The organism is Synechococcus sp. PCC 6312, from assembly GCF_000316685.1.
Classification (GTDB): Bacteria; Cyanobacteriota; Cyanobacteriia; order Thermosynechococcales; family Thermosynechococcaceae; genus Pseudocalidococcus.
Genome location: NC_019680.1, coordinates 314,045 through 333,146, shown reverse-complemented (window position 1 = coordinate 333,146; position 19,102 = coordinate 314,045). Strand labels below are relative to the sequence as shown.

The 19,102-nt window shown below is 48.6% G+C and carries 21 protein-coding genes and 1 tRNA gene; 18 read left to right on the top strand and 4 right to left on the bottom strand.

Going from position 1 to position 19,102, the window contains the following annotated elements:
• Nucleotides 1-28 precede the first annotated feature (28 nt).
• Together SYN6312_RS01550 and SYN6312_RS01545 are read left to right on the top strand one after the other, a co-directional pair.
• The gene (locus SYN6312_RS01550; RefSeq protein WP_041430982.1) at nucleotides 29-1,363 is read left to right on the top strand and encodes a DUF3370 domain-containing protein; all 1,335 of its coding nucleotides are present in this window, start codon (nucleotides 29-31) and stop codon (nucleotides 1,361-1,363) included.
• A gap of 94 nt (nucleotides 1,364-1,457) precedes the next feature.
• Complete coding sequence (locus SYN6312_RS01545) at nucleotides 1,458-1,871, top strand: YbjN domain-containing protein (protein ID WP_015123099.1); 414 nt, start codon at nucleotides 1,458-1,460, stop codon at nucleotides 1,869-1,871.
• Between the two features lie 49 nt (nucleotides 1,872-1,920).
• On the opposite strand, the gene SYN6312_RS01540 is transcribed toward SYN6312_RS01545, so the two are convergent.
• The gene (locus tag SYN6312_RS01540) at nucleotides 1,921-4,524 is read right to left on the bottom strand and encodes a DUF3536 domain-containing protein (RefSeq protein WP_015123098.1); all 2,604 of its coding nucleotides are present in this window, start codon (nucleotides 4,522-4,524) and stop codon (nucleotides 1,921-1,923) included.
• Nucleotides 4,525-5,066: 542 nt separating this feature from the next.
• On the opposite strand from SYN6312_RS01540, the gene SYN6312_RS01535 reads away from it, so the two are divergent.
• The 13 genes from SYN6312_RS01535 to SYN6312_RS01485 all read left to right on the top strand — a co-directional run bounded on the left by SYN6312_RS01535 (nucleotide 5,067) and on the right by SYN6312_RS01485 (nucleotide 11,587).
• Entirely contained in the window at nucleotides 5,067-5,993 is a 927-nt protein-coding gene (locus tag SYN6312_RS01535) for a helix-turn-helix domain-containing protein (RefSeq protein WP_015123097.1), read from the top strand.
• Nucleotides 5,994-6,062: 69 nt separating this feature from the next.
• Entirely contained in the window at nucleotides 6,063-7,211 is a 1,149-nt protein-coding gene (locus tag SYN6312_RS01530; RefSeq protein ID WP_041430492.1) for a sugar phosphate nucleotidyltransferase, read from the top strand.
• Between the two features lie 88 nt (nucleotides 7,212-7,299).
• A tRNA-Met gene (locus SYN6312_RS01525) sits at nucleotides 7,300-7,373 on the top strand.
• 48 nt (nucleotides 7,374-7,421) lie between these two features.
• Nucleotides 7,422-7,586, top strand: coding sequence for a hypothetical protein (locus tag SYN6312_RS19625; RefSeq protein ID WP_156804721.1), 165 nt, complete (start codon nucleotides 7,422-7,424; stop codon nucleotides 7,584-7,586).
• Nucleotides 7,580-7,774, top strand: coding sequence for a hypothetical protein (locus SYN6312_RS01520; RefSeq protein ID WP_041430491.1), 195 nt, complete (start codon nucleotides 7,580-7,582; stop codon nucleotides 7,772-7,774). The genes SYN6312_RS19625 and SYN6312_RS01520 overlap by 7 nt, the downstream gene beginning before the upstream one ends.
• A complete protein-coding gene (locus SYN6312_RS01515; RefSeq protein ID WP_172636028.1) occupies nucleotides 7,716-8,096 on the top strand; it encodes a hypothetical protein in 381 nt (126 codons plus the stop codon). Before SYN6312_RS01520 ends, SYN6312_RS01515 begins: the two co-directional genes overlap by 59 nt.
• A 78-nt stretch (nucleotides 8,097-8,174) precedes the next feature.
• Entirely contained in the window at nucleotides 8,175-8,336 is a 162-nt protein-coding gene (locus SYN6312_RS19620) for a hypothetical protein (protein ID WP_156804720.1), read from the top strand.
• Complete coding sequence (locus SYN6312_RS01510) at nucleotides 8,333-8,920, top strand: Uma2 family endonuclease (protein WP_015123095.1); 588 nt, start codon at nucleotides 8,333-8,335, stop codon at nucleotides 8,918-8,920. The genes SYN6312_RS19620 and SYN6312_RS01510 overlap by 4 nt, the downstream gene beginning before the upstream one ends.
• Before the next feature lie 2 nt (nucleotides 8,921-8,922).
• A complete protein-coding gene (locus tag SYN6312_RS01505; RefSeq protein WP_015123094.1) occupies nucleotides 8,923-9,201 on the top strand; it encodes a hypothetical protein in 279 nt (92 codons plus the stop codon).
• A 95-nt stretch (nucleotides 9,202-9,296) separates the two neighbouring features.
• Nucleotides 9,297-10,367: a Fic family protein gene (locus SYN6312_RS01500; protein ID WP_041430486.1), complete on the top strand. Its 1,071-nt coding sequence runs from the start codon at nucleotides 9,297-9,299 to the stop codon at nucleotides 10,365-10,367.
• Between the two features lies 1 nt (nucleotide 10,368).
• Nucleotides 10,369-10,551 (top strand): hypothetical protein, encoded by a 183-nt coding sequence (locus tag SYN6312_RS01495; RefSeq protein ID WP_051020950.1) that lies wholly within the window; start codon nucleotides 10,369-10,371, stop codon nucleotides 10,549-10,551.
• Between the two features lie 462 nt (nucleotides 10,552-11,013).
• Nucleotides 11,014-11,247 carry a hypothetical protein gene (locus SYN6312_RS20260; protein WP_216594165.1) on the top strand — a complete coding sequence of 78 codons (234 nt, stop codon included), beginning with the start codon at nucleotides 11,014-11,016 and terminating at the stop codon, nucleotides 11,245-11,247.
• Nucleotides 11,240-11,587, top strand: a complete 348-nt coding sequence (locus SYN6312_RS01485) for a hypothetical protein (protein ID WP_015123091.1) — start codon at nucleotides 11,240-11,242, stop codon at nucleotides 11,585-11,587. Before SYN6312_RS20260 ends, SYN6312_RS01485 begins: the two co-directional genes overlap by 8 nt.
• Nucleotides 11,588-11,975: 388 nt before the next feature.
• Here the strand turns inward: SYN6312_RS01485 and SYN6312_RS01480 are convergent, their stop codons facing one another.
• The 3 genes from SYN6312_RS01480 to SYN6312_RS18095 all read right to left on the bottom strand — a co-directional run bounded on the left by SYN6312_RS01480 (nucleotide 11,976) and on the right by SYN6312_RS18095 (nucleotide 15,123).
• Nucleotides 11,976-12,389, bottom strand: a complete 414-nt coding sequence (locus SYN6312_RS01480) for a RidA family protein (RefSeq protein WP_015123090.1) — start codon at nucleotides 12,387-12,389, stop codon at nucleotides 11,976-11,978.
• A 62-nt stretch (nucleotides 12,390-12,451) separates the two neighbouring features.
• A complete protein-coding gene (locus tag SYN6312_RS01475; protein ID WP_015123089.1) occupies nucleotides 12,452-14,107 on the bottom strand; it encodes an iron uptake porin in 1,656 nt (551 codons plus the stop codon).
• A 215-nt stretch (nucleotides 14,108-14,322) separates the two neighbouring features.
• Nucleotides 14,323-15,123 (bottom strand): energy transducer TonB, encoded by an 801-nt coding sequence (locus tag SYN6312_RS18095; protein WP_015123088.1) that lies wholly within the window; start codon nucleotides 15,121-15,123, stop codon nucleotides 14,323-14,325.
• Between the two features lie 258 nt (nucleotides 15,124-15,381).
• Between SYN6312_RS18095 and SYN6312_RS01465 the strand changes: the two genes are divergently transcribed.
• The 3 genes from SYN6312_RS01465 to SYN6312_RS01455 are packed head-to-tail and all read left to right on the top strand — an operon-like array spanning nucleotide 15,382 to nucleotide 19,072.
• Entirely contained in the window at nucleotides 15,382-16,041 is a 660-nt protein-coding gene (locus SYN6312_RS01465) for a MotA/TolQ/ExbB proton channel family protein (RefSeq protein ID WP_015123087.1), read from the top strand.
• Nucleotides 16,034-16,444, top strand: a complete 411-nt coding sequence (locus SYN6312_RS01460; protein WP_015123086.1) for a biopolymer transporter ExbD — start codon at nucleotides 16,034-16,036, stop codon at nucleotides 16,442-16,444. The genes SYN6312_RS01465 and SYN6312_RS01460 overlap by 8 nt, the downstream gene beginning before the upstream one ends.
• A gap of 60 nt (nucleotides 16,445-16,504) precedes the next feature.
• Nucleotides 16,505-19,072, top strand: coding sequence for a TonB-dependent siderophore receptor (locus SYN6312_RS01455; protein WP_015123085.1), 2,568 nt, complete (start codon nucleotides 16,505-16,507; stop codon nucleotides 19,070-19,072).
• Nucleotides 19,073-19,102 lie beyond the last annotated feature (30 nt).

Genomic DNA, 19,102 nt, shown 5'->3' with positions numbered 1-19,102 from the left:
GGGACAATTCACCGGCCTAACCCTGGCCATGCTGAGTCTGGCTCTACCGTTGCGCGCGTTCGCCCAAACCACCCCACCCCCAGAAACGATTCTCCAACCCCAAAAGGTTTTGCCACTACCAGGGGGCCTGGATCAGGTCAGGGTGTTCAATAGCAACAGTCCAGAAGTGGTATCTCAAGCAGGGATTTTACTTTCAACCTTTCCGCCCCAAGGCATGGCTACCCCCACTGCCCACTTGAACACCCGTTTTCAAGGCCGATTTGATATTTTTGCCCACCACATTGCCAAGCCTGCAACACCAGAGGATTTACGGACGCTCTATTTGGGGGTCATTGCCCAAAACCCAACCCATAAACCAGTGACGATCAACATCCTCCAGGCCGCGAGTTATGTTAGCCAACCCGATGCACCGTTTATTCCCTTGCCGGAAGTTCAAAATAATGATTCAGGGATGATCTATGCCGGGCCTGGGGATCGGGTGATGACGGAGATTCTCCGGGGCCAACGCCAAGCCATCTTTCCCGCCCAAGTAGTAATTCCGCCCCAAAGCAGTGCCATGTTGCTCAACTTGCCAATTTCCGTTAAAGAACTGACTCCACCCTTGAATGGTCGCTCGGCCCTCCTCAGGCTTCGCAGCAATGGTCCGGTCTATTTGGCCAGTTTGGGACTCTATGCCCAGCAAGATGCTCAAGGCCAGGAGAATCCCCCCACTCTTTCTGATTGGCAAGCCCTGCTCAAAACTGGTGCTCTTGTCACCCCTCGAGATAAACCGCCGTCTGTTCCAGGCCGGCCTGGGCCGATTATTTACAGTCGTGTGGCGGGCGTGGGTGTCGGCTCTCGTTGGTACAATCAAACAACAAAACTTGAAATTCCCAGGCCGGGTGAGCGATTTTCCTTTCCTTTAAGCACAGTGATTGGGGGCACATTGGGGACTGGCCAGGTGCAAGCGGCCCCCCTAATTGCTCGTTACCCCGACACTGCCTACCAGGCCCACGGCAACTATGGGATTGAATACGACCTCAATTTCCCCTTATTTAACCCGACAAATCAGCCCCAAGCCATTACCCTCACCCTGCAAAGCCCAGTCAAAACCAATGCCGCCGAGCCTGGCCTGAGGTTTCTGAATCCACCCCCGAATCGGATCTTTTTCCGGGGAACCGTCCGCCTCCGTTATCGGGATGATGCCGGAACCCCCCAAAGTCAATCGTTCCATCTGGTTCAGAAACAGGGACAACAGGGGCTAGCGTTGCTGAGGCTCACCTTACAACCCCAAGAAACGCGCCTGGTACAAGTGAATTTTCTGTATCCCCCCGATGCAACTCCGGTACAGGTTTTAACCTTCACCACTGGGAATAAAAATTAACAGTCTAATAATTTTCTCATACTCATAGTGACTTTATAATGCGTGATATGTTTGAGTTCGGCAAAGTTGTTGCTCTGGGAGTTCTTATAAACTGATGAGAAACATTGAAAGTGACAGCCCAACTGCTCATCCTTTGGCAAAATTTATAAATCACTTGGAATTCGCTGGATACCGGGTTCAAGAACAAGGAGAAGATTGGGTACTAAATTTACATCCAAGAAAAACCAACTTATTTCTTAAACAAATTGATAATCGTGGCATTCTTGTTAGTACAATTTACGGAGCAAAACAAAATATTGGTCGGCCTGATCTTTTGGAATTTATTAATTCTTTGAATGCTCAACTTTTATTTATGAAGCTATATCTCACGGATGAAGACTTAATCCGTCTCGAAACTTTTTTTGAAGGAGATTATGATCGAACAAATTTCTCGATTCTTTTAGAAAATATCGATCTTGATATGCAAACATTTCTTAGTCATGAACTTTTGCACTCTTACGTTGAATAATAGTTGCACAGAATCATCCACCATTGAGATTTTCAGGAACAAAAAATACCTATCTCAAGCAAACGCTAATCCAGCTAACATCTACCCGCAACAGGGGGCCAAGCTGCAATAGGTAGTGATTTGCCTTGGGGGTTAAAGTCAAGAGTAAAGGGTGATCTCCAGCCGGGGTGAACAGGGTTTTGAGGGTTTGGAAATAGAGTTCCTGCATTGGCTCTAAGTTCAAAGTCAGACCCAGCCGATGGGCAATGGTAATGATTTGACCGAGCAAGGGGACTAAAGCAATCAGACGATCCGGTTGGAAATTGTGGAAGAGATGCCAGAGGACTTGGAGAATTTGTTGCTCCAGATGCTGAGATTCGGGGCCTAAGTTTAAGCTACAGCCAAGTACCCGGGCCTCTTCCGCAATCGTCTCTAATTGAATTAAATACTGGGGGAGGTTGTTACTCGGTAAGTTTTGGGGATCAGCAAGTTCCTGCTCCACGGACTTTAGGGCAACCTTGGCCTGGTGAGTGAGTGCGACGCTGGCAGCCACTTGCAACTCCTGGGGCACTCCGAGTCCATCCCGTTGAAAGCCCATGAGAATCCCGTAATTGTCCCGATAGACCTGGCTATAAAGTTGATCGAGACGGTTAAGGGTGGTTTGGGTCAGGGCATGCATCAAGCGGTGACGGTCTTCCGCAAACAGATCATTCAGGCCAAATGCAGTGTCGCCAAAGGCCTGAGTTAAGGTTAAAACGACTTTAGCGGTGCTGCCCTGTTGGAGAGCATTAAGCAGATGGGCTTTGGTTTCGGCATAGTCGGCTCGTCCTTGAAAAGGTTTTAAGCAGCAATGGAAGTCCCACCCCCCCATGTGGAGAACAGCCATGACCAGGGCCTGGGATTCTCGGGTTACGTCTGAGGTCAGGGTAATCTGTCCAATGGCCAGGGTAAGGTTGCCCATTTGCTGACGGAGATAGTCATCTTGAACAATGTCATAGCAATAGAGGTGATGTTGAGTGGGGTAATTGGTGAAGAGAGAATTCATGCCGTAGTGGGCTGCTACCTGTTGCAGGCTAATTTGCGAAGGTTTCACCAGTTGCTGATAAACTCCGGCCCCGTTGCCAAAGATTTCAACATTGCTGGGGGCCTCCGCCAAGCGTTGGCTAAATTCGGCTTCTAACTGCACCCCGGAAACATCGGCGGCCAATTCCAAGGCGCGGGCTGCATAGCGAAGAATTTGCACTCCTTCGGGACGGGAGATTTCCTCAAAAAACCAGCCACAACTGGTAAACATCAGCAGGCCATAGCGTTGCATTTCCAAAAGGCGCAGGGCATCTACCCGTTCATTGGCCGTTAAAGGGTGCTGTTGCCAGGCGTGGAAAAATTGGTCGAGACGTTCTGGGGAGCGATCCTGAATCACTTCAATGTAAGCATTCCGGGCGGCCCAACCATCCGTAAAAAATTCCGCCGCTAGGGTTTCATAGATCTCCGTTAGTTCATCCCGTAACCAGTTCAGACTCTCCCGTAAGGGTTGCCGCCACCGTTGATGCCAGGCCCCGCCCCCGCCGCAACCACAATCGGCCTGCCAACGATCGACCCCGTGGGCGCAACTCCAGGCCGTGACGGGTTTTAAGACCACTTCCCAGGTGGGAGACTGCAAGCTGAGATAATGAGCATAATTACTCACCTGCCAGCCCCGTTGGGGAAATTCGACCTTGAGGGCATAGGCCAGGGCTTTTTCTGCATCTTTTTTGTGATGGCCGAAAGTTTCTCCATCGGTGGCCACGGAAATGAGTTGCAATTCCCGATGATCATGGCGCACGGCCTGGCCTAAACGTCCGGCTAAGAATTGGGAGCTATTGAGCAAGTCACTGAAGCCCATATCCCGTGAAATTGGCCCGTCATAGAAAAATACATCAATAAAATCCGTTTCCGGGTTACCAGCGGGGAGAAAACAACGGTAGGGGCGGTTCGGATCAATTTGGCAACCGGCAACCTCATACCAGGCCGGGTCGGGATTGTTTTGACTCGGGCGGGGCCGACAGCGCAGGGCCTGGGACGGAGCGAGGACAATAAATTTAATCCCTTCTTGGATCAAGACTTCTAACGTGGGGTAATCTACTGCTGCTTCAGCCAGCCACATCCCCTCAGGTTCCCGGCCAAACCGTTGTTGAAAATCGGCTTTCCCCCAGCGAATTTGCGTGACCTTATCTTGGTGATTGGCCAAGGGCAAAATAATGTGGTTATAGACTTGGGCGATGGCGTTCCCGTGACCATTCAAGCGCTGACAACTGGCCCGATCGGCGGCAATAATCCGCTGATAGACCTCAAGGTCATACCGTTCTAGCCAACTAAACAGGGTTGGGCCAATATTAAAGCTGAGATATTCATAGTTGTTGACAATATCAATTACATCCCCCCGATCATTAAAAATCCGGGCAAAAGCATTGGGGCGGTAACACTCGTGATAAATCCGCTCGTTCCAATCATGAAAAGGGCTGGCACTGGGTTGATGTTCAACCGCTTCCAGGTAGGGGTTTTCTCGGGGGGGTTGGTAGAAGTGGCCATGAATGGTGATGTAGATGCCGGTGGCCTGGAGGGAATTTGGGGCGGATGCATTGGTGATGGAGAAAGCCGGATCAGAGGATGTGGAAGCAAAAAAAGACTGAACCATAGAGGAAAGCATCCAATAAAGAGGTGAAGCACTGATAAACCCGAGAACCCAAACCAACCTTGGCTAAAAGCTGACAAAAAATCTTGAAGCCTCTGGCTGCCAATACCCCTAAGTCGCAACCCTGAGCAAAATGTTATTCAAGTGTTAAAGAACCTGACAAAAGGGTCTCAAATTCCTTCTTTATGTTGACGGCGAATCCAGGAATTGGGTCAAATTTCAGCAAAAATTTAGATTTAACAACATTTATTTACATCTATCACGTTCCCCCCTGAGGACTATAGATCATCCTCCAGCTTGAGGATCGAGGCCAGTTAAAAGCAGTCTAACTGGCGCGATTGAGAAGATTTTCGTCAGTCAGATCAGCCTCTTGACTTTTATCTGTCAGGCCCCAGGCCAGTCAAACACCCCCTTTAAGAATACTTAATCCCATAATTTTCCATAATCTGCTCCAAAGAATTGATCCCTAACTTCGGCAACGCCCCCTCAATCGGCCAAAGAGATCAGAGATAATGGGGTTTACGGTTTTAGGATAATCGCGAGCAATGACCTACAAACGGCTAACCAACGACGAAAAAGCAGCAATTGTGGTGGCCTATGGTCAAGGAGAATCCATCAAGGCACTGGCGACTCAGTTTAGTGTGAGTGAAAATACAATTCGCCGCACGATTAAGTCTGGAGATGGCGAATCTCATCCGGTTGCCCCGCCCTCTCCACCCGTAAAGCCGCTTCCCCAAATTGTCACCCCCAGCCCCACCTTCTCCGTAGCTACGCCGGAACCCACCCCTGAAGTTCCCCCAACCACATCTAAACCCTTGATTCGCCGTAGGCGTTCCGCGCCTGGCCAACCAGAAGTTGTCGTTCCTATCCCTCCAGCGACCGAAGCTGTATCCATTGGGGTATCCACCCTCCAAGCCCTACCTGAGCCTCTGACAAGGGTCTATCCCGCTCTTGAGATCGACAGTGAGGAGGAGGAAGAGGATGATCTGAGTGGGTTGGCAGGGGAAGATTTAGAGGACTTTGCCGATGATGATTTTGAAGACGAGATCGAAGAGGAGGAGACCGATAACCCTGATGATCCGACTGAAGCGGCAGAAATGCTGGCAGAAGACGCGAGTCCGGCGGAAATTGCCATTTATCCCTTAGATGCAGCCGTTCTGCCACGGCCGTGCTACTTAGTAATTGACACCCGCTCTGAGTTATTGGCCCGTCCCTTGGGAGAGTTCCGGGGTCTGGGGCACGCCAGCCTTGATGAAGAGCAACAAAAAACATTACCGATTTTTGAAAGTCGGGCGGTGGCACTCCGGTTTTCCCAGCGGAATCAGCGCATTTACAAAAACTCAGACAGCATTCTGCGAAAAACGGTTGTTAAGGTTCCCGATGGCAATGTCCTGCGGAAAACCACCTCCTATCTCCAAGGAAAGGGGATTACTCGTCTGTTGATTCATGGCCAAGTCTATGCCCTAGAGTAGAGAACAATCGCCACTTCCAATACCTTAGCGAGTAAAAAAAACATCAGGACATGAGGCAGATTAGGAACCATGAAAGCAATGATTTTGGCCGCAGGGAAAGGAACGCGGGTTCGCCCCATCACCTACACAATTCCCAAGCCAATGATCCCAATTCTGCAAAAGCCAGTGATGGAGTTTTTGGTGGAATTACTGCGGCAACACGGCTTTACGGAAATTATGGTCAATGTCAGCCACTTGGCCCACGAAATTGAAGAATATTTCCAGGATGGGCAGCGGTTTGGAGTGCAGATTGCCTATTCCTTTGAGGGCTATATTGAGGACGGCAAGCTGGTGGGTAAGGCCTTAGGTTCGGCTGGAGGCATGAAACGGATTCAGGATTTTAACCCGTTTTTTGATGATACGTTTGTGGTGCTGTGTGGGGATGCCCTGATTGATTTAGATTTAACCAAAGCCGTGGCCTGGCACCGTCAAAAAGGAGCCCTTGCGACAATTATTTTGCGAGATGTCTCCAGGGAGGAAGTCTCCAGTTATGGGGTTGTGGTTACAGATGCCGAACATCGGATCAAGGCCTTTCAGGAAAAACCCAATGTCGAAGACGCTCTGAGTACGCTGATCAATACGGGGATTTATATCTTTGAACCGGAGATTTTAGATTTAATTCCCTCGGGTGTAGAGTATGACATTGGCAGCCAACTGTTTCCCAAACTTGTGGAGATGGGCGCGCCCTTTTTCGGACTGACGATGGACTTTGAGTGGGTTGATATTGGTAAAGTCCCGGATTATTGGCAGGCGGTGCGGAGTGTTTTAGCGGGCCAGGTTGCTAATGTGCAAATCCCAGGCCGGGAGGTGGCTCCGAATATTTATACCGGGATCAATGTAGCAGTCAATTGGGACAAGGTGAATATCCAAGGGCCGGTTTATATTGGCGGCATGACCCGGATTGAGGATGGAGTGACAATTATTGGCCCGACCATGATTGGCCCCAATTGCTGTGTTTGCAGTGGCGCAGTTGTAGATAACTGTGTAATCTTTGAATATTCCCGTCTCGGGGCTGGGATCCGGTTGGTGGATAAGTTGGTGTTTGGGCGTTATTGCGTGGATAAAAATGGGACGACTATTGATGTGCGCGCAGCAGCCTTGGATTGGTTGATCACCGATTCCCGCCAAACAGAACGCATGGATGCCCCAGTTGACTTATTTGGGTCTGAAGACGCTTGATGCTTTTAATTTTGATAAATGTCAACATTTTTGTCACCGGGCCTGGTCAACAGGCTGGAATATGCGCTATAGTTAAATTCCTGGATAACGCGGGGTAGAGCAGCCTGGTAGCTCGTCGGGCTCATAACCCGAAGGTCCACGGTTCAAATCCGTGCCCCGCCATAAATAACTAATCTGAGATTGTCCATAAGTCCTTTGTTTAAGTGACTTGTGGGCATTTCTTTTATCGAGTTCAGTCTCATTGGGGATGCGTTAGAGATTACGTTCCCACAGGTGCAGGGCTATCGAACTGAGTTACCCGAAACTAAACTGACGGCTACCTGTACGGCGGATTCCGAGTTGAAGCTGACCCCGGATTTGTCGGGCCAATGGTGATACGCAATGATGGAATTATTGGCGAAGGGGTTGGTTTAACGATTAAGGATTTGGAAAACATTCGGCAGAACACAGTCGTCTATGAGTTGACAAAGCATTCACTCTACAACAAGTTTCGGTATCCCGGAGATGAACCAAAGTTGTTTTTTGTTTGGACAACTGAGGCGGATTGTCCAGGCCTGGATTGAAAGCTATTTCAAATTTACTGGAGGGACATCTTTAGGGCAGTTGATGGATCGCGAAATCGCGGATATGGCCTGTGAACGGATTAAGGCAGCGATTACAGAAGGAACGGCTAAAGAGAAACCGATTAAAGCGATTCTGGATACCTACAACCCCACAGGCAGCACCAGTCATGTGAATTTCAGTACCTCGAAGCAAACGCTGTGGCAGACCAGTCCTCGGCATTGCCATGTGAATTGGGTCGTGTGCGATAGTGATTGGGAGGCTGAATTTTGTCGGATGCCCCCGCAAATATATTCCCGATTTTATTGCCCGGGTGGATGCTAGGCATGGGGACGCTGACCTATTAAACCTAGTGGTGGAGATTAAGAGCTTTCGGGGGAAGATGCCAAGGACAAAGCAAATATGATGCAGAATTATTGGGTTCCAGGCGTTAATAATTTAGGTAAGTTTGGTCGCTGGGCCTTTGCTGAATTTAAGGAAGTCTATGAAATTGAGGCAGACTTTAAGCAGTTGATTGAGGAAAATTTTGGGCGGCTCATCCAACAGCTAGGAGAATCATCATGACAGCTATCCTATCCAAACCTCCTTATACCGTTGAGGACTACTTCTCCCTAGAAGCTGAGGCGGAAGTGACGGATGGCCTGCGCCGGGAATATCGCCATGGAGAAATTGTGTGCATGACGGGAGGTACACCGGAACACAACAAAGTGGCGGGGGCGTTGTATGCAGTGTTGTGGTTTAGTTTGCGGAAGAAATCCTACAGCATTTTCATTACGAATCAACGGTTATGGGTTCCAGAGTTTAAGGTCTATACCTACCCTGATGTGATGGTGATTGCTGATCCGGTGGTGTTACAAGATAACCGCAGAGATACGGTAACAAATCCCCTCTTGATTGCTGAGGTGTTGTCGGATTCAACCAGTCCCTATGACCGGGGCGATAAGTTTGCCGCTTATCGGACGATTCCCACATTTCAGGAATATTTGGTCATTGACCAGGCCAGGCCCTATGTGGAGCAATTTGTGAAGCAAGCGGATCATCAATGGTTATTCACTGACCACAGTGGGCTGGATACCTCAATCAAGTTAGTCTCTGTTGGGGTAGAGATTGCGTTGGCTGACCTTTATGAATCTGTGTTGGGTGACTAACCATGTCGCAAACGAATGAAACACCTAAAGCGAAACTGGCCGCACAAGCATTAGCCAAAATGGGTGGTTTTCAGCCTCAACTCAAGGATATTCCCCGCCGTTATTGGGATTTTGAACTTGATGCAGAAGAACAGGCCTTGATGAACTCCATCGAAGCGGGAGAGTGGGAATCTGTTCCTAATCTGCAACAAGAAATTGAGCGGTATCAACACTATGCAGCCGCCCAAGTGCAATCTTTACAGTCCATTAATACTGAGCAGACTGGGCAGGCCATGATGTGATTAAGCAAAAACAGGCCAAAACTATACACATTGCCTAGGATATGTATACAAAAACCGCTTTTCCTATACACGTCAACCCAGGCCCGGTGTCTCTGATGACAGCTTACACATCGTTGGGAAGTCTTTCGCCCAGACAATTTGAGACCGTGGCGATCTTGAAGAAGTTGGCAACGACCAGTCGGAAGCTGGCGGAACTCAAAGGTATTGCTGGAACAATCCCCAATCAAAGTATTTTAATCAATACATTAGCTCTGCAAGAGGCAAAAGATAGTTCAGCCATCGAAAATATCATCACGACCCATGATGAGCTATTCAAGGATGATCTCTTGCCGGATGACCAACACAGCTTAGCCGGGAAAGAAGTATTACGTTACCGTGAGGCCCTGCGAGTTGGGTTTGAAGCCGTGCAAGCCACTGGACTCCTGACGCTGAATCACATTTTGAACATCCAGGCCACGCTAGAGCATAACCGGGCTGGGTTTCGCAAAGTTCCAAGCACAGTCCTGAAGGATAATTTTGGTCATGTGGTTTATGCGCCACCCCCGCCAGATGTGGTTCCAGAGATGATGGGCGAGTTAGAGCGGTTTATGAATGAGGAGCCGATTTTTATCACTGATCCGCTGATTAAGATGGCGATTATTCATCATCAGTTTGAGAGTATTCACCCGTTTTACGATGGCAATGGTCGGACGGGACGGATTATCAATGTCTTATATCTGGTTAAAGAAGGATTATTGGATATTCCGGTCTTATATCTCAGTCGGTCTATTGTTCGGACTAAGGCCGATTACTATTGTCTGCTACAACGGGTGCGAGATAAAAACCTTTGGGAAGACTGGATACTCTATATGCTCACGGCTGTTGAAGAAACTGCAACACAGACGATTGAGACGATTTTAGCGATCAAGGCTTTGTTATTAGAAATGAAGCATCACATCCGCAAACAGTATAAGTTTTATAGCCAAGACTTAATCAATAATCTGTTTAAGCATCCCTATACCAAAATTGAGTTTGTCCAAAGAGATTTGAATGTGACAAGACTAACGGCGACTAAGTATTTGAACGAACTGGTTTCAGGAGGGTTTCTGGAAAAACGCAAAATTGGTCGCTCTAATTTTTATATCAATACCGCTCTTTATCAAATTTTGACTGGAGAGAGTTTATAGTATGGCTGCCCGGAGAAGGATTACAAGCACCAACAAACAGGTTGAAACCCTGAAATATGGGGCTGATACCCGGAAAAATATTCCCACGGCTGAGTATGAGTCGTTAATGTCGGATGCGGACAAAACCCCAATTCAAGTGGCCTACGAACGGTGCAATCGAGATTTAGGCCCGCAGTTGGTGTAGCATGGCAAGGATGAGCAAGATTGGTCGGATTTAGTTGTCAATGCGCCGCCAAAGCGAAATTGATGAACAGGCCTGAAATAGTTTGTATAGGGATACCTCTCGCCCATTTCCAAAACTTCAGTCTGGCCGGATTACCGCTAAAGTGATCAACCATCTTGGCGATGAAGTGATGACAGTCTTTAGTGTGAAATGAGCAAAAACTGGACTGGTTAGTCACTCCCCACAGGCCACAAATTGAACTTATTTATCGTACAGGCACAGCAATTTTTGATTGGTATTTTCTTGTTTACTGGCATAAAGATGTAAGTTTCACTAATGCCTGTACACTGGTAGTATTGAGATGGTTATTTTATGGCTAATCCAAATCCGTTTTTGCCTCCCAAGTTCCTTGATTCGCAGTTTGAGAGGCTGGATGATACTGAAGATAAGTTATCTCCCCAGCCTTTACAGGTGAGGGTTGAAATGCCCGTTTACCAAGCAGTAAGAGCAATGGGTAAGCACAAAACTCCCTGGCTTCGGCGTGTGATCACTGAAGCTGCACAGCGGGAATTGATGAACCCCTCCCCAAGTGAACCGATCGGGGGGCTAGATGATGTTCCCAAATTGGGAGCAACTACCAGGCCTGGGGATGTTGCCAAAGCTCTCCCAGTTCAAAAACGTAGAGGGCGTAAACCCAAGGGAGATAGTAATGAGTGAGTTAACAGCATCGGATACCCAGGCCATATTGGGAGCGATCCAAGCTATGAGGAATGATATGCAAGCCTTAACCTTGGAGGTCAGAGTTAACCAGGCTAAGAATGATGAACAGTTCAAGGCACTCAATGACAAAGTGGAGGCAGTCAGAGCTGAACTTAAGAGCGAGATTAAGGCAGTTAATGACAAGGTTGATGGCTTACGGTCTGAACTCCGTGATGACGTTAACGAACTTCACATTCAGCAAGGTTCTACGGATGCCCGCCTCTGGACGTTCATTGTGGGCCTGGTGACGTTAGTGGGCGGCGGCGTGATTAAGGTTCTCTGGTTTGACCATCCCTAAAAAAATACCCAGGTGAGGGCTTGGGTTAATTCAAACAATTAAATTTCATTGGTGACCGTCCCATGTCTGATTGAGACTTCAAACTTCTCAAACTAAATACAAGCTGCCACCTTACTGTCCATACCAATTCTGGGCCTGGCAGATGAAAGACCTAAGATAGGACAATAAACCCCAGTGGTCTCTTAAAAAACTCTACTTCTCATTTCAAATAAGCAACAACTTTTGAGGGTAACCAATGAGGTAGTCTCAATAAGAATTCTTATACATCAGTGCTTTCAGGCTTTAGTCGGATGAAGTGCCCCGCCACCAAATAAAATGAAGAAAGCCTTGACCCTTTGTTTGAATGACAGTTGAGACTTTTTTGTTGATCTAATTTCAGGTTATGGCCTCAGGCCTGGGGACTAACCGCAATGCAATCAATCTCAACCCGCACATCTTTAGGCAACCGTGCCACTTCCACACAGGCCCGGGCCGGAGCATGGCCTTCAGCAAAATATTGGGCATAGACATCGTTCATCGCCACAAAGTCGGCTAGATCGGCAAGGAAAACCGTTGTTTTGACGACATTCTCCCAGGCCAGGCCCGCTTCCAGCAAAATTGCTTCGAGGTTCGCCATCACTTGTTTTGTTTGGGCTGCCACATCCTCTCCGCCAACCAGGCCCCCTGTCTTGGGATCTAAGGGGATCTGCCCAGCAACAAAAAGCAATGAGCCTGTGGCCCGAATCGCTTGGTTATAGGGGCCAACGGGGGCCGGAGCCGCATCAGTCCGAATAATTTCTTTCAAGGTGGTATGACCATTCATCGCATCTTGATTGGGAGCTTATCACGGAACTGAGGGCCAGGATCGGTGGGATATACGGTTATCTAGAAGGAGAAGGTTGTTCGGACTAGCCCCTGAAAAATAGGCGCATTGTTGGCAATGTTGTTGGCATTGGTGACGGCCATAAATACCGGAGTTAAGCTGATATTGTCGCTAACGGGAATCCGATAGAAGAGTTCATAGTTAGTCTGGGTACTATCATTGACCCCTGGAGCACTGGGTAAATTATTAATAAACGGTTGACCAACGGCCGCTGCCAAGAGAGAGCCTTCCATCCACAAATCTCGGTAGCCCAGGCCCGCCATCCAAGTTTGGGCTGTGAAGTTCTGGGTTGTGCCAGCGGGAATGATTGAGGACAAATCAAAGCCGCCCAGGCCATCCACGGTACTGCCAATCCCATACAGGGTTGCGCCGGAATAGCCATACCGCCCAAAGAAGCCAAATTGTCCGAGGCTGACCTCAAAGTTCAAACCCCCAGCATTTTGGGCAATATCAATGGTGCTGGAATTGGTATATTGCAAGCGCACCGCATAACTGTTTTGCTCCTCTGCCCCAAAGGTATCGGCGTATTCCAACTCCACCGAACCCTGGTAAGGATCCCCAAACAAGCCCCCAGGAATCCCCGGAAAGGGGCCATTATTTTTATTGGCATTAAAAGCACTGGCGGCAACGTACAAGCCCCGGACTGTGAAGGGCCCCTGGTTGGGATTCCATTGCACCACCGCCCCAGAGCCACCTGGCCCGTCAACCGGAAACACCACTGTCAAACGGTTATTAATAAAGAAGCCAGAACTGAAATCTTGGAATGAGTCGTTGGCATAGCTGTTGCCATCAATGTAGTCACTGGGGAAGAACAAGGCACCAGCAGCAATAGTCAAATCTTCCACAGGCTGAAATTCATAGACCAAGCGATAAAGATTGACCGCCGGCCCAACTCCCGCGTAATCAACCGCACCCGAGTTAATCAACCCGCCTGTGCCAATTCCCGCCGCAGAGAAGCTATCCAGCCCACCGTTTCCAGTTTGCAGGGTAGTAATCAGTAAATCTTCGCCGGTAAAGCTGGTGATTAGGTTAATATCAACTCGACTAATAACAGTAGGATTATATTGACTTGCCCCAAGGGTGATCCCATCGGCTGGATTGACAATGGAGCCACTGGCTCCCCCTACCTGAAAGGCCACCAGCGCATCAACCGTTAATTTGGTAGTAGTAGAAAATTGAGTGGCTTCGAGGGCACTGGTGCGAGCTTCCAGGTTATCAACCCGCCCGCGCAATGTGGCCAATTCCGCCGCAAATTCTTGGGCAAGACGTTGGACGGTGGCTAAATCTTCTTTAGTGGCAAATCGATCACTCACCACATCCAAACAGGCATTCAAGGCCGCGGCCATCTCAAACCGAGTTGCGGCCCGATTCCCCCGAAATGTCCCGTCTGGATAACCCGCAATACAGCCATATTTCTCAACCAAGGAAGCCAGAGCTTGGTAAGCCCAATCCGTGGGGCGGACATCAGACAGTTGGGAAACAGAGGTCACTTGGGCCTGGGGTTCTGACTGAGATTGCAAAACAGACCGAGACTGCTGGAGGGACTGACCAGAGATCGCCACAGGATCAAGGGTTTCCCCGGCCCAGGCCTGGCCAGCCAATAAGAACGGAACCATCCCAAAAAGTGAAACCAGTGGTAGGGCCTGCTGCTTTGTCATTACTTTTCATTCCATGCACACTCAAGAAATTAACCAAATTTGACCAGTTTTAACTGGTATTTTATTGATGATTTTTCTAACTATAATCACAATGTAATGATAAATCAAGGCAGAAGAGGTATCTAAACCCGAAAGCAGTGATTAGCCAGGCCACCTCAACATAATCAACATAGCGGCCATCTTCAGATGTCATCTATCCCCCCCACTGGGTTCAATTACTGGAGTTCAAACCGCACCGATACTGGCAATCCCTGCTTACCCTGACTACTGCTAGTAAACCCCCAACCTCGAACGGCTCTTAATGCGGCTGAATCAAATTCGGGATAGCCACTGGATTGAGTGATACTTGCACTGATGACACTGCCATTCGGACTAACATCCACGACTAAACCCACTCGACCTTCAACACCTTTTTGTCGCATAGAAGAAGGATAGGCGGGCCTGGGGCAACTTTGACAAGCAACTCGGCCAGAGGGGGAGGCAACTGGTTTAGGGGCGGGTGGAGGCAGTGGAGCTACAGCTTGTGGGGCCGGTGGATTGGGAGGAGGAGCAACCGGGGCAGAGACCGACACACTCGAAGTTTCAGAGGAAGCTGAGACCGGTGCAGAGACTTCTGATCTGGTAGCTACATTTTCTACAAGGGTAGATGGAGCCTTACGACTAGGTGGGGCTGGGGTCGCAGCGGGCTGTGGAGGAGATTGTTGTCGAACAGGTTGAACAGGTGCAGGCTGAGGCCGGGGTAACGCCGTTGTGGGACTGGGTGGCTCTGTTCGGGGCCTGGGCAGTTCAGTCCGCGACAACTCTGGCGGGGGTTGGGTTTCCGGTGTTGGGGGTGTTGGTTCTGGCTCTGGCAAAATGATCACCTCGGCAATTGGGGATTCTGCTTGAGGTAAAACCCGCCACCAGGCCCCGACATTGGCCAAAATTGACACATGCAGCAGGACTGATGCCGCTACACAGGCTGCCCAAAACCCTTGTCGGTGGCGACTCTCAAGCAAAAGCAGAAAATCATTCATGGTGCAAAGTCAACAACAGTATTCTATTGAAATATTAGGCTAACATACTTATTTTTAAAAATTAGTCTCAGATTTAATTCAAGCCATGTGATAACTCTTGGAGCATAAGTCTCTATAACTCCTTCTAAGAGAGGGGGTCAGAACATAGACCATGAAATGTGTATGCAAAAAAGAAATAAAACTTAACAACATACTTGACATCTATTCTCACTAATTAATAGGATTAATTCTCAGCATTTCACAGGAAAATTTGATTCTATGGCCACAGAACCAACTAACTTCTTTGCGGCTGGGGGAATTGTCGCCTATCCCTTACTCGTGTTTTCAATCTTGACGGTGGCTCTGTCTGTGGAGCGACTTATTTTCTGGTTCAAGGTTTATTCAACTCAGCCCAAGGTGATCCGGCGTGTCTTAATTGACTACCAAGAAAACCCAGGCCAGGTGATGAAAACCCTAACAAGCCATCGTGATTTACCCGTCTGTCGCATTTTTACTCGGGCCCTCGGCTTCAGCTATAACCATGAGCACCTTAGTCCCAGCCAAATGCACACGATTTTGGAGTCTGCGGCCCAGGCCGAGTTACCCGTTTTGCGTCGCTTTAGTACGGTCTTTACCACTGTGATCGCCGTTTCACCGTTGTTAGGACTCCTGGGAACAGTGTTGGGACTGATGCGGGCGTTTGGTTCTTTATCTTTAGGGAATTTTGATGGCACACAAGTAGCTGGAGTAACAGGTGGGGTGAGTGAGGCCTTGGTGTCAACCGTCATGGGCCTGGTGGTGGCCATTGTTGCCTTGCTGTTTGCCAACCTATTTCGGAGTTTCTATCGCCGCCAACTGGCCTTTATTCAAGAATCCTTGGGACAGTTGGAAGTTCTCTACAGTGAAAGCCTGACCCCAGGAGAACTACACCATGTTTAGGTTGGAGGATGAGCAAGAAGGGGATGAAATTAATATTGTCCCGATGATTGATGTTGTGTTTTCGGTGCTTGCTTTTTTCATTATTGCCTCCTTATTCTTGAGTCGCACTGATGGCATTGATATTAAGCTTCCCCAGGCCCAGACAACCCAAGTCCAGTCCCAAAACCCAATTACCGTCACCATTGATCGGGATCGCAACATTTTCATTGATGGGGATGCGGTAGAAATTGCCCAAGTCCAAGCTCGGATTGTTGGCTTACAAGCAGCAGCGGCTAATCAACTGATTATTGTTCGGGCAGACACTGAAGTTGAACATGGCACCGTGATTGCAGTCATGGATGAGTTGCGGCAAATCAAGAATGCCCAGTTAGCGATCTCGACCCGTAAGCCTGGCAAAAACTAATTAAGTTCTAGCTGGACTTTCATCTAATTCTTATTGTTTAGGTGTGTGAGGAGTTTTTTTATGAAATTAATGCGAAAATTTCCTATTTTTTTATTGGCCTCTCTTGCAATTCCCTTGGAATCAGCCTCAGCCAGTGAAAACAAGCCCGCCCAAACCGTCCAAGAATGGCTCCAGGCCCATGAGCAGTGGCAAGCCCAAACTCCGATTATTCCGCCCAATCAACTGGCCCAGGCCCCGGTGGGAGAAATTACAGGGGTTGAAGTTCAGCCCACGGAAACCGGAATTCAGATTCTCTTTACCTTGCCTGGGGGAGCCGATTTCCGAGTTACGACCGAGCAACAGGGCACAACCCTCACCGCCATCATTCAAAGTGCCCAATTAAGCCTACCTAATCAGACTGAATTTCAACAAGCTGACCCAACCGCCACCATTACCTCTGTGCAAGTCAAACCCGGCCCCGATAACACCGTCCAAGTGATTGTGATTGGTAAAAGCGGCACACCCACGGTGCAGTTCCAGCAAGCCGAAGGGCAACTCGTCGCTGTCATTGGTTTAACCGCATCCCCAATTCCTAGTCCCCAAACCGAACAAGTCCGCCCGACTCCGACCCCAGATATTGCTCAAGATGGGATTGAAATTGTTGTCACGGCAGATGGAGCACAGGGTTATTTTGTCCCCGACTCATCCTCTGCCACTGGCACCGATACGCCAATTCGAGATGTACCCTTTTCAATTCAAGTTGTTCCCCAACAAGTTATTCAAGACCGGAATGTTACAGAACTTGGAGGCGCATTGCAAACTGTACCAGGGGTTGTTCCCGCCGGTGGGAGGGGGGCAAGCGTCTTTGGCCCCGGCTTTCTGATTCGTGGTTTTAATGTCGATTCTAGTATTTTTCGTGATCGAATTCCTAACATTTCATTAGGCCCCTTGAACCTGGCCGATATTGAGCGGGTTGAAGTTCTGCAAGGCCCAGCTTCTGTGCTTTATGGTCAAGGACAGCCAGGGGGGATTATTAATTTAGTTCCCAAATTACCCTTATCGGATCCCCGGTATGCAGCTTCATTTACAGTGGGTAATTTTAATACCTATCAGACGGCCATCGATCTTTCCGGCCCCCTGAATGATGCCAAAACCGTCAAATATCGCCTCAATATTGCCTATGACAACTATGGCAGCTTTCGGGATTTCGTGAGCGGCGAGCAATTGCTGATCTCCCCGATTCTGAGTTGGGACATTACCCCAGATACAGCAATGAATTTCTATGGTCAGTTTTCCAGCACGCGAGAGACCGTTGATCGAGGGATTGTGGCCATTGGTAATCGTCCGGCTGATCTGCCCCGGAATCGTTTTCTGGGAGAACCGTTTAATGAGTTCACGCAGAGTCAGTTTCTATTGGGTTATGGTCTGAATCATCGTTTCAATGACAATGTGTCATTCCGCCATAACCTGCAATATATCCAGTATCAACCCCAACGCTATTCACCTCTGCCCGATTTTTTGGATGAAGCAACAGGTAAATTGAATCGTATTGAATACTTGGCAGGTGGGACTTACAGCCGCTTCTTTACCAATGCCGAAGTGGTAGGCAAGTTCAACACAGGCTTTGTCAAACATCAGCTTTTATTTGGAACCGAATACCGTCACGAGGCTGAAACCCCACAGTTTCAATTTGGCGATTATCCTTCGATTAATATCTTCAATCCAATCTATGCCAACCTTCCCTACTCAGTTGCTCCGATATTTTTCCGAGATGATACGGTCAATACTATTGGCATTTATGTTCAAGATCAGATTGAATTACTGTCTAACCTGAAGCTATTAGCCGGGGTGCGCTATGACTATGTAGATCAGTTTCGGACAACTCGAGATTTGGGTGCGCCACGGGAAGAATTTACCCAAAGGGATGGTGCTTTGACCCCTAGGTTTGGCATTGTCTATCAACCGATTGAACCCGTCTCTCTCTATGCCTCTTACACAACGTCTTTCGACCCCTCCTTTGGGGCGAGTTTAAATGCCGATGGTTCAGGTTTTGATCCGGAAACAGGCCGGCAGTTTGAAGTGGGTGTCAAGACGGATATTTTAGAGCGGTTGAGCTTAACCCTAGCCCTCTACGATATTCGCAAACAAAATGTCCAAACCCCTGATCCTGCCAATCCCATATTTACGCTGCAAACGGGAGAAGTGGCCAGCCGTGGCTTTGAAATTAACATAGGTGGTGAGGTTTTACCCGGTTGGAACCTAACTGCTGGTTATGCCTATGTAGATGCGTTTGTCAGTCAGGACAACACCGATATTGTCGGCAACCAACTGGCCAACGTCCCACCAAATCAATTTACTCTGTGGTCAACCTATGAGATTCAGGAAGGGATGGCGAAAGGCTTGGGCTTTGGCCTGGGTCTTTTCTATGTGGATAGCAGGTATGGCGATCTAGAGAATACCTTCATTCTCCCCAGCTATTTCCGTACTGATGCTGCCTTGTATTATCGGCGGGACAACTGGCGGATGCAGTTGAATATTGAAAATTTATTCGATATTAACTATTTTACTGCTGCAACTTTCGGTAGTCGTTTAGGTATTGACCCAGGCCGGCCGTTTGCCGTCAGTGGGACATTTGGGATTGAGTTTTAAGCAGCTTATCAATAATTTGACCTGACCTTG

Coding starts and splice junctions, on each gene's coding strand:
- SYN6312_RS01515 (WP_172636028.1), top strand. CDS start 7,716: ATGAACCAAAGTTGTTTTTTGTTTGGACAACTGAGGCGGATTGTCCAG.
- SYN6312_RS01545 (WP_015123099.1), top strand. CDS start 1,458: ATGAGAAACATTGAAAGTGACAGCCCAACTGCTCATCCTTTGGCAAAA.
- SYN6312_RS20260 (WP_216594165.1), top strand. CDS start 11,014: ATGCCCGTTTACCAAGCAGTAAGAGCAATGGGTAAGCACAAAACTCCC.
- SYN6312_RS01495 (WP_051020950.1), top strand. CDS start 10,369: ATGGCTGCCCGGAGAAGGATTACAAGCACCAACAAACAGGTTGAAACC.
- SYN6312_RS01485 (WP_015123091.1), top strand. CDS start 11,240: ATGAGTGAGTTAACAGCATCGGATACCCAGGCCATATTGGGAGCGATC.
- SYN6312_RS01535 (WP_015123097.1), top strand. CDS start 5,067: ATGACCTACAAACGGCTAACCAACGACGAAAAAGCAGCAATTGTGGTG.
- SYN6312_RS01530 (WP_041430492.1), top strand. CDS start 6,063: ATGAAAGCAATGATTTTGGCCGCAGGGAAAGGAACGCGGGTTCGCCCC.
- SYN6312_RS01540 (WP_015123098.1), bottom strand. CDS start 4,524: ATGGTTCAGTCTTTTTTTGCTTCCACATCCTCTGATCCGGCTTTCTCC.
- SYN6312_RS01500 (WP_041430486.1), top strand. CDS start 9,297: ATGACAGCTTACACATCGTTGGGAAGTCTTTCGCCCAGACAATTTGAG.
- SYN6312_RS01480 (WP_015123090.1), bottom strand. CDS start 12,389: ATGAATGGTCATACCACCTTGAAAGAAATTATTCGGACTGATGCGGCT.
- SYN6312_RS18095 (WP_015123088.1), bottom strand. CDS start 15,123: ATGAATGATTTTCTGCTTTTGCTTGAGAGTCGCCACCGACAAGGGTTT.
- SYN6312_RS01475 (WP_015123089.1), bottom strand. CDS start 14,107: ATGACAAAGCAGCAGGCCCTACCACTGGTTTCACTTTTTGGGATGGTT.
- SYN6312_RS01465 (WP_015123087.1), top strand. CDS start 15,382: ATGGCCACAGAACCAACTAACTTCTTTGCGGCTGGGGGAATTGTCGCC.
- SYN6312_RS01510 (WP_015123095.1), top strand. CDS start 8,333: ATGACAGCTATCCTATCCAAACCTCCTTATACCGTTGAGGACTACTTC.
- SYN6312_RS01505 (WP_015123094.1), top strand. CDS start 8,923: ATGTCGCAAACGAATGAAACACCTAAAGCGAAACTGGCCGCACAAGCA.
- SYN6312_RS01455 (WP_015123085.1), top strand. CDS start 16,505: ATGAAATTAATGCGAAAATTTCCTATTTTTTTATTGGCCTCTCTTGCA.
- SYN6312_RS01520 (WP_041430491.1), top strand. CDS start 7,580: ATGGTGATACGCAATGATGGAATTATTGGCGAAGGGGTTGGTTTAACG.
- SYN6312_RS01550 (WP_041430982.1), top strand. CDS start 29: ATGCTGAGTCTGGCTCTACCGTTGCGCGCGTTCGCCCAAACCACCCCA.
- SYN6312_RS19620 (WP_156804720.1), top strand. CDS start 8,175: ATGATGCAGAATTATTGGGTTCCAGGCGTTAATAATTTAGGTAAGTTT.
- SYN6312_RS01460 (WP_015123086.1), top strand. CDS start 16,034: ATGTTTAGGTTGGAGGATGAGCAAGAAGGGGATGAAATTAATATTGTC.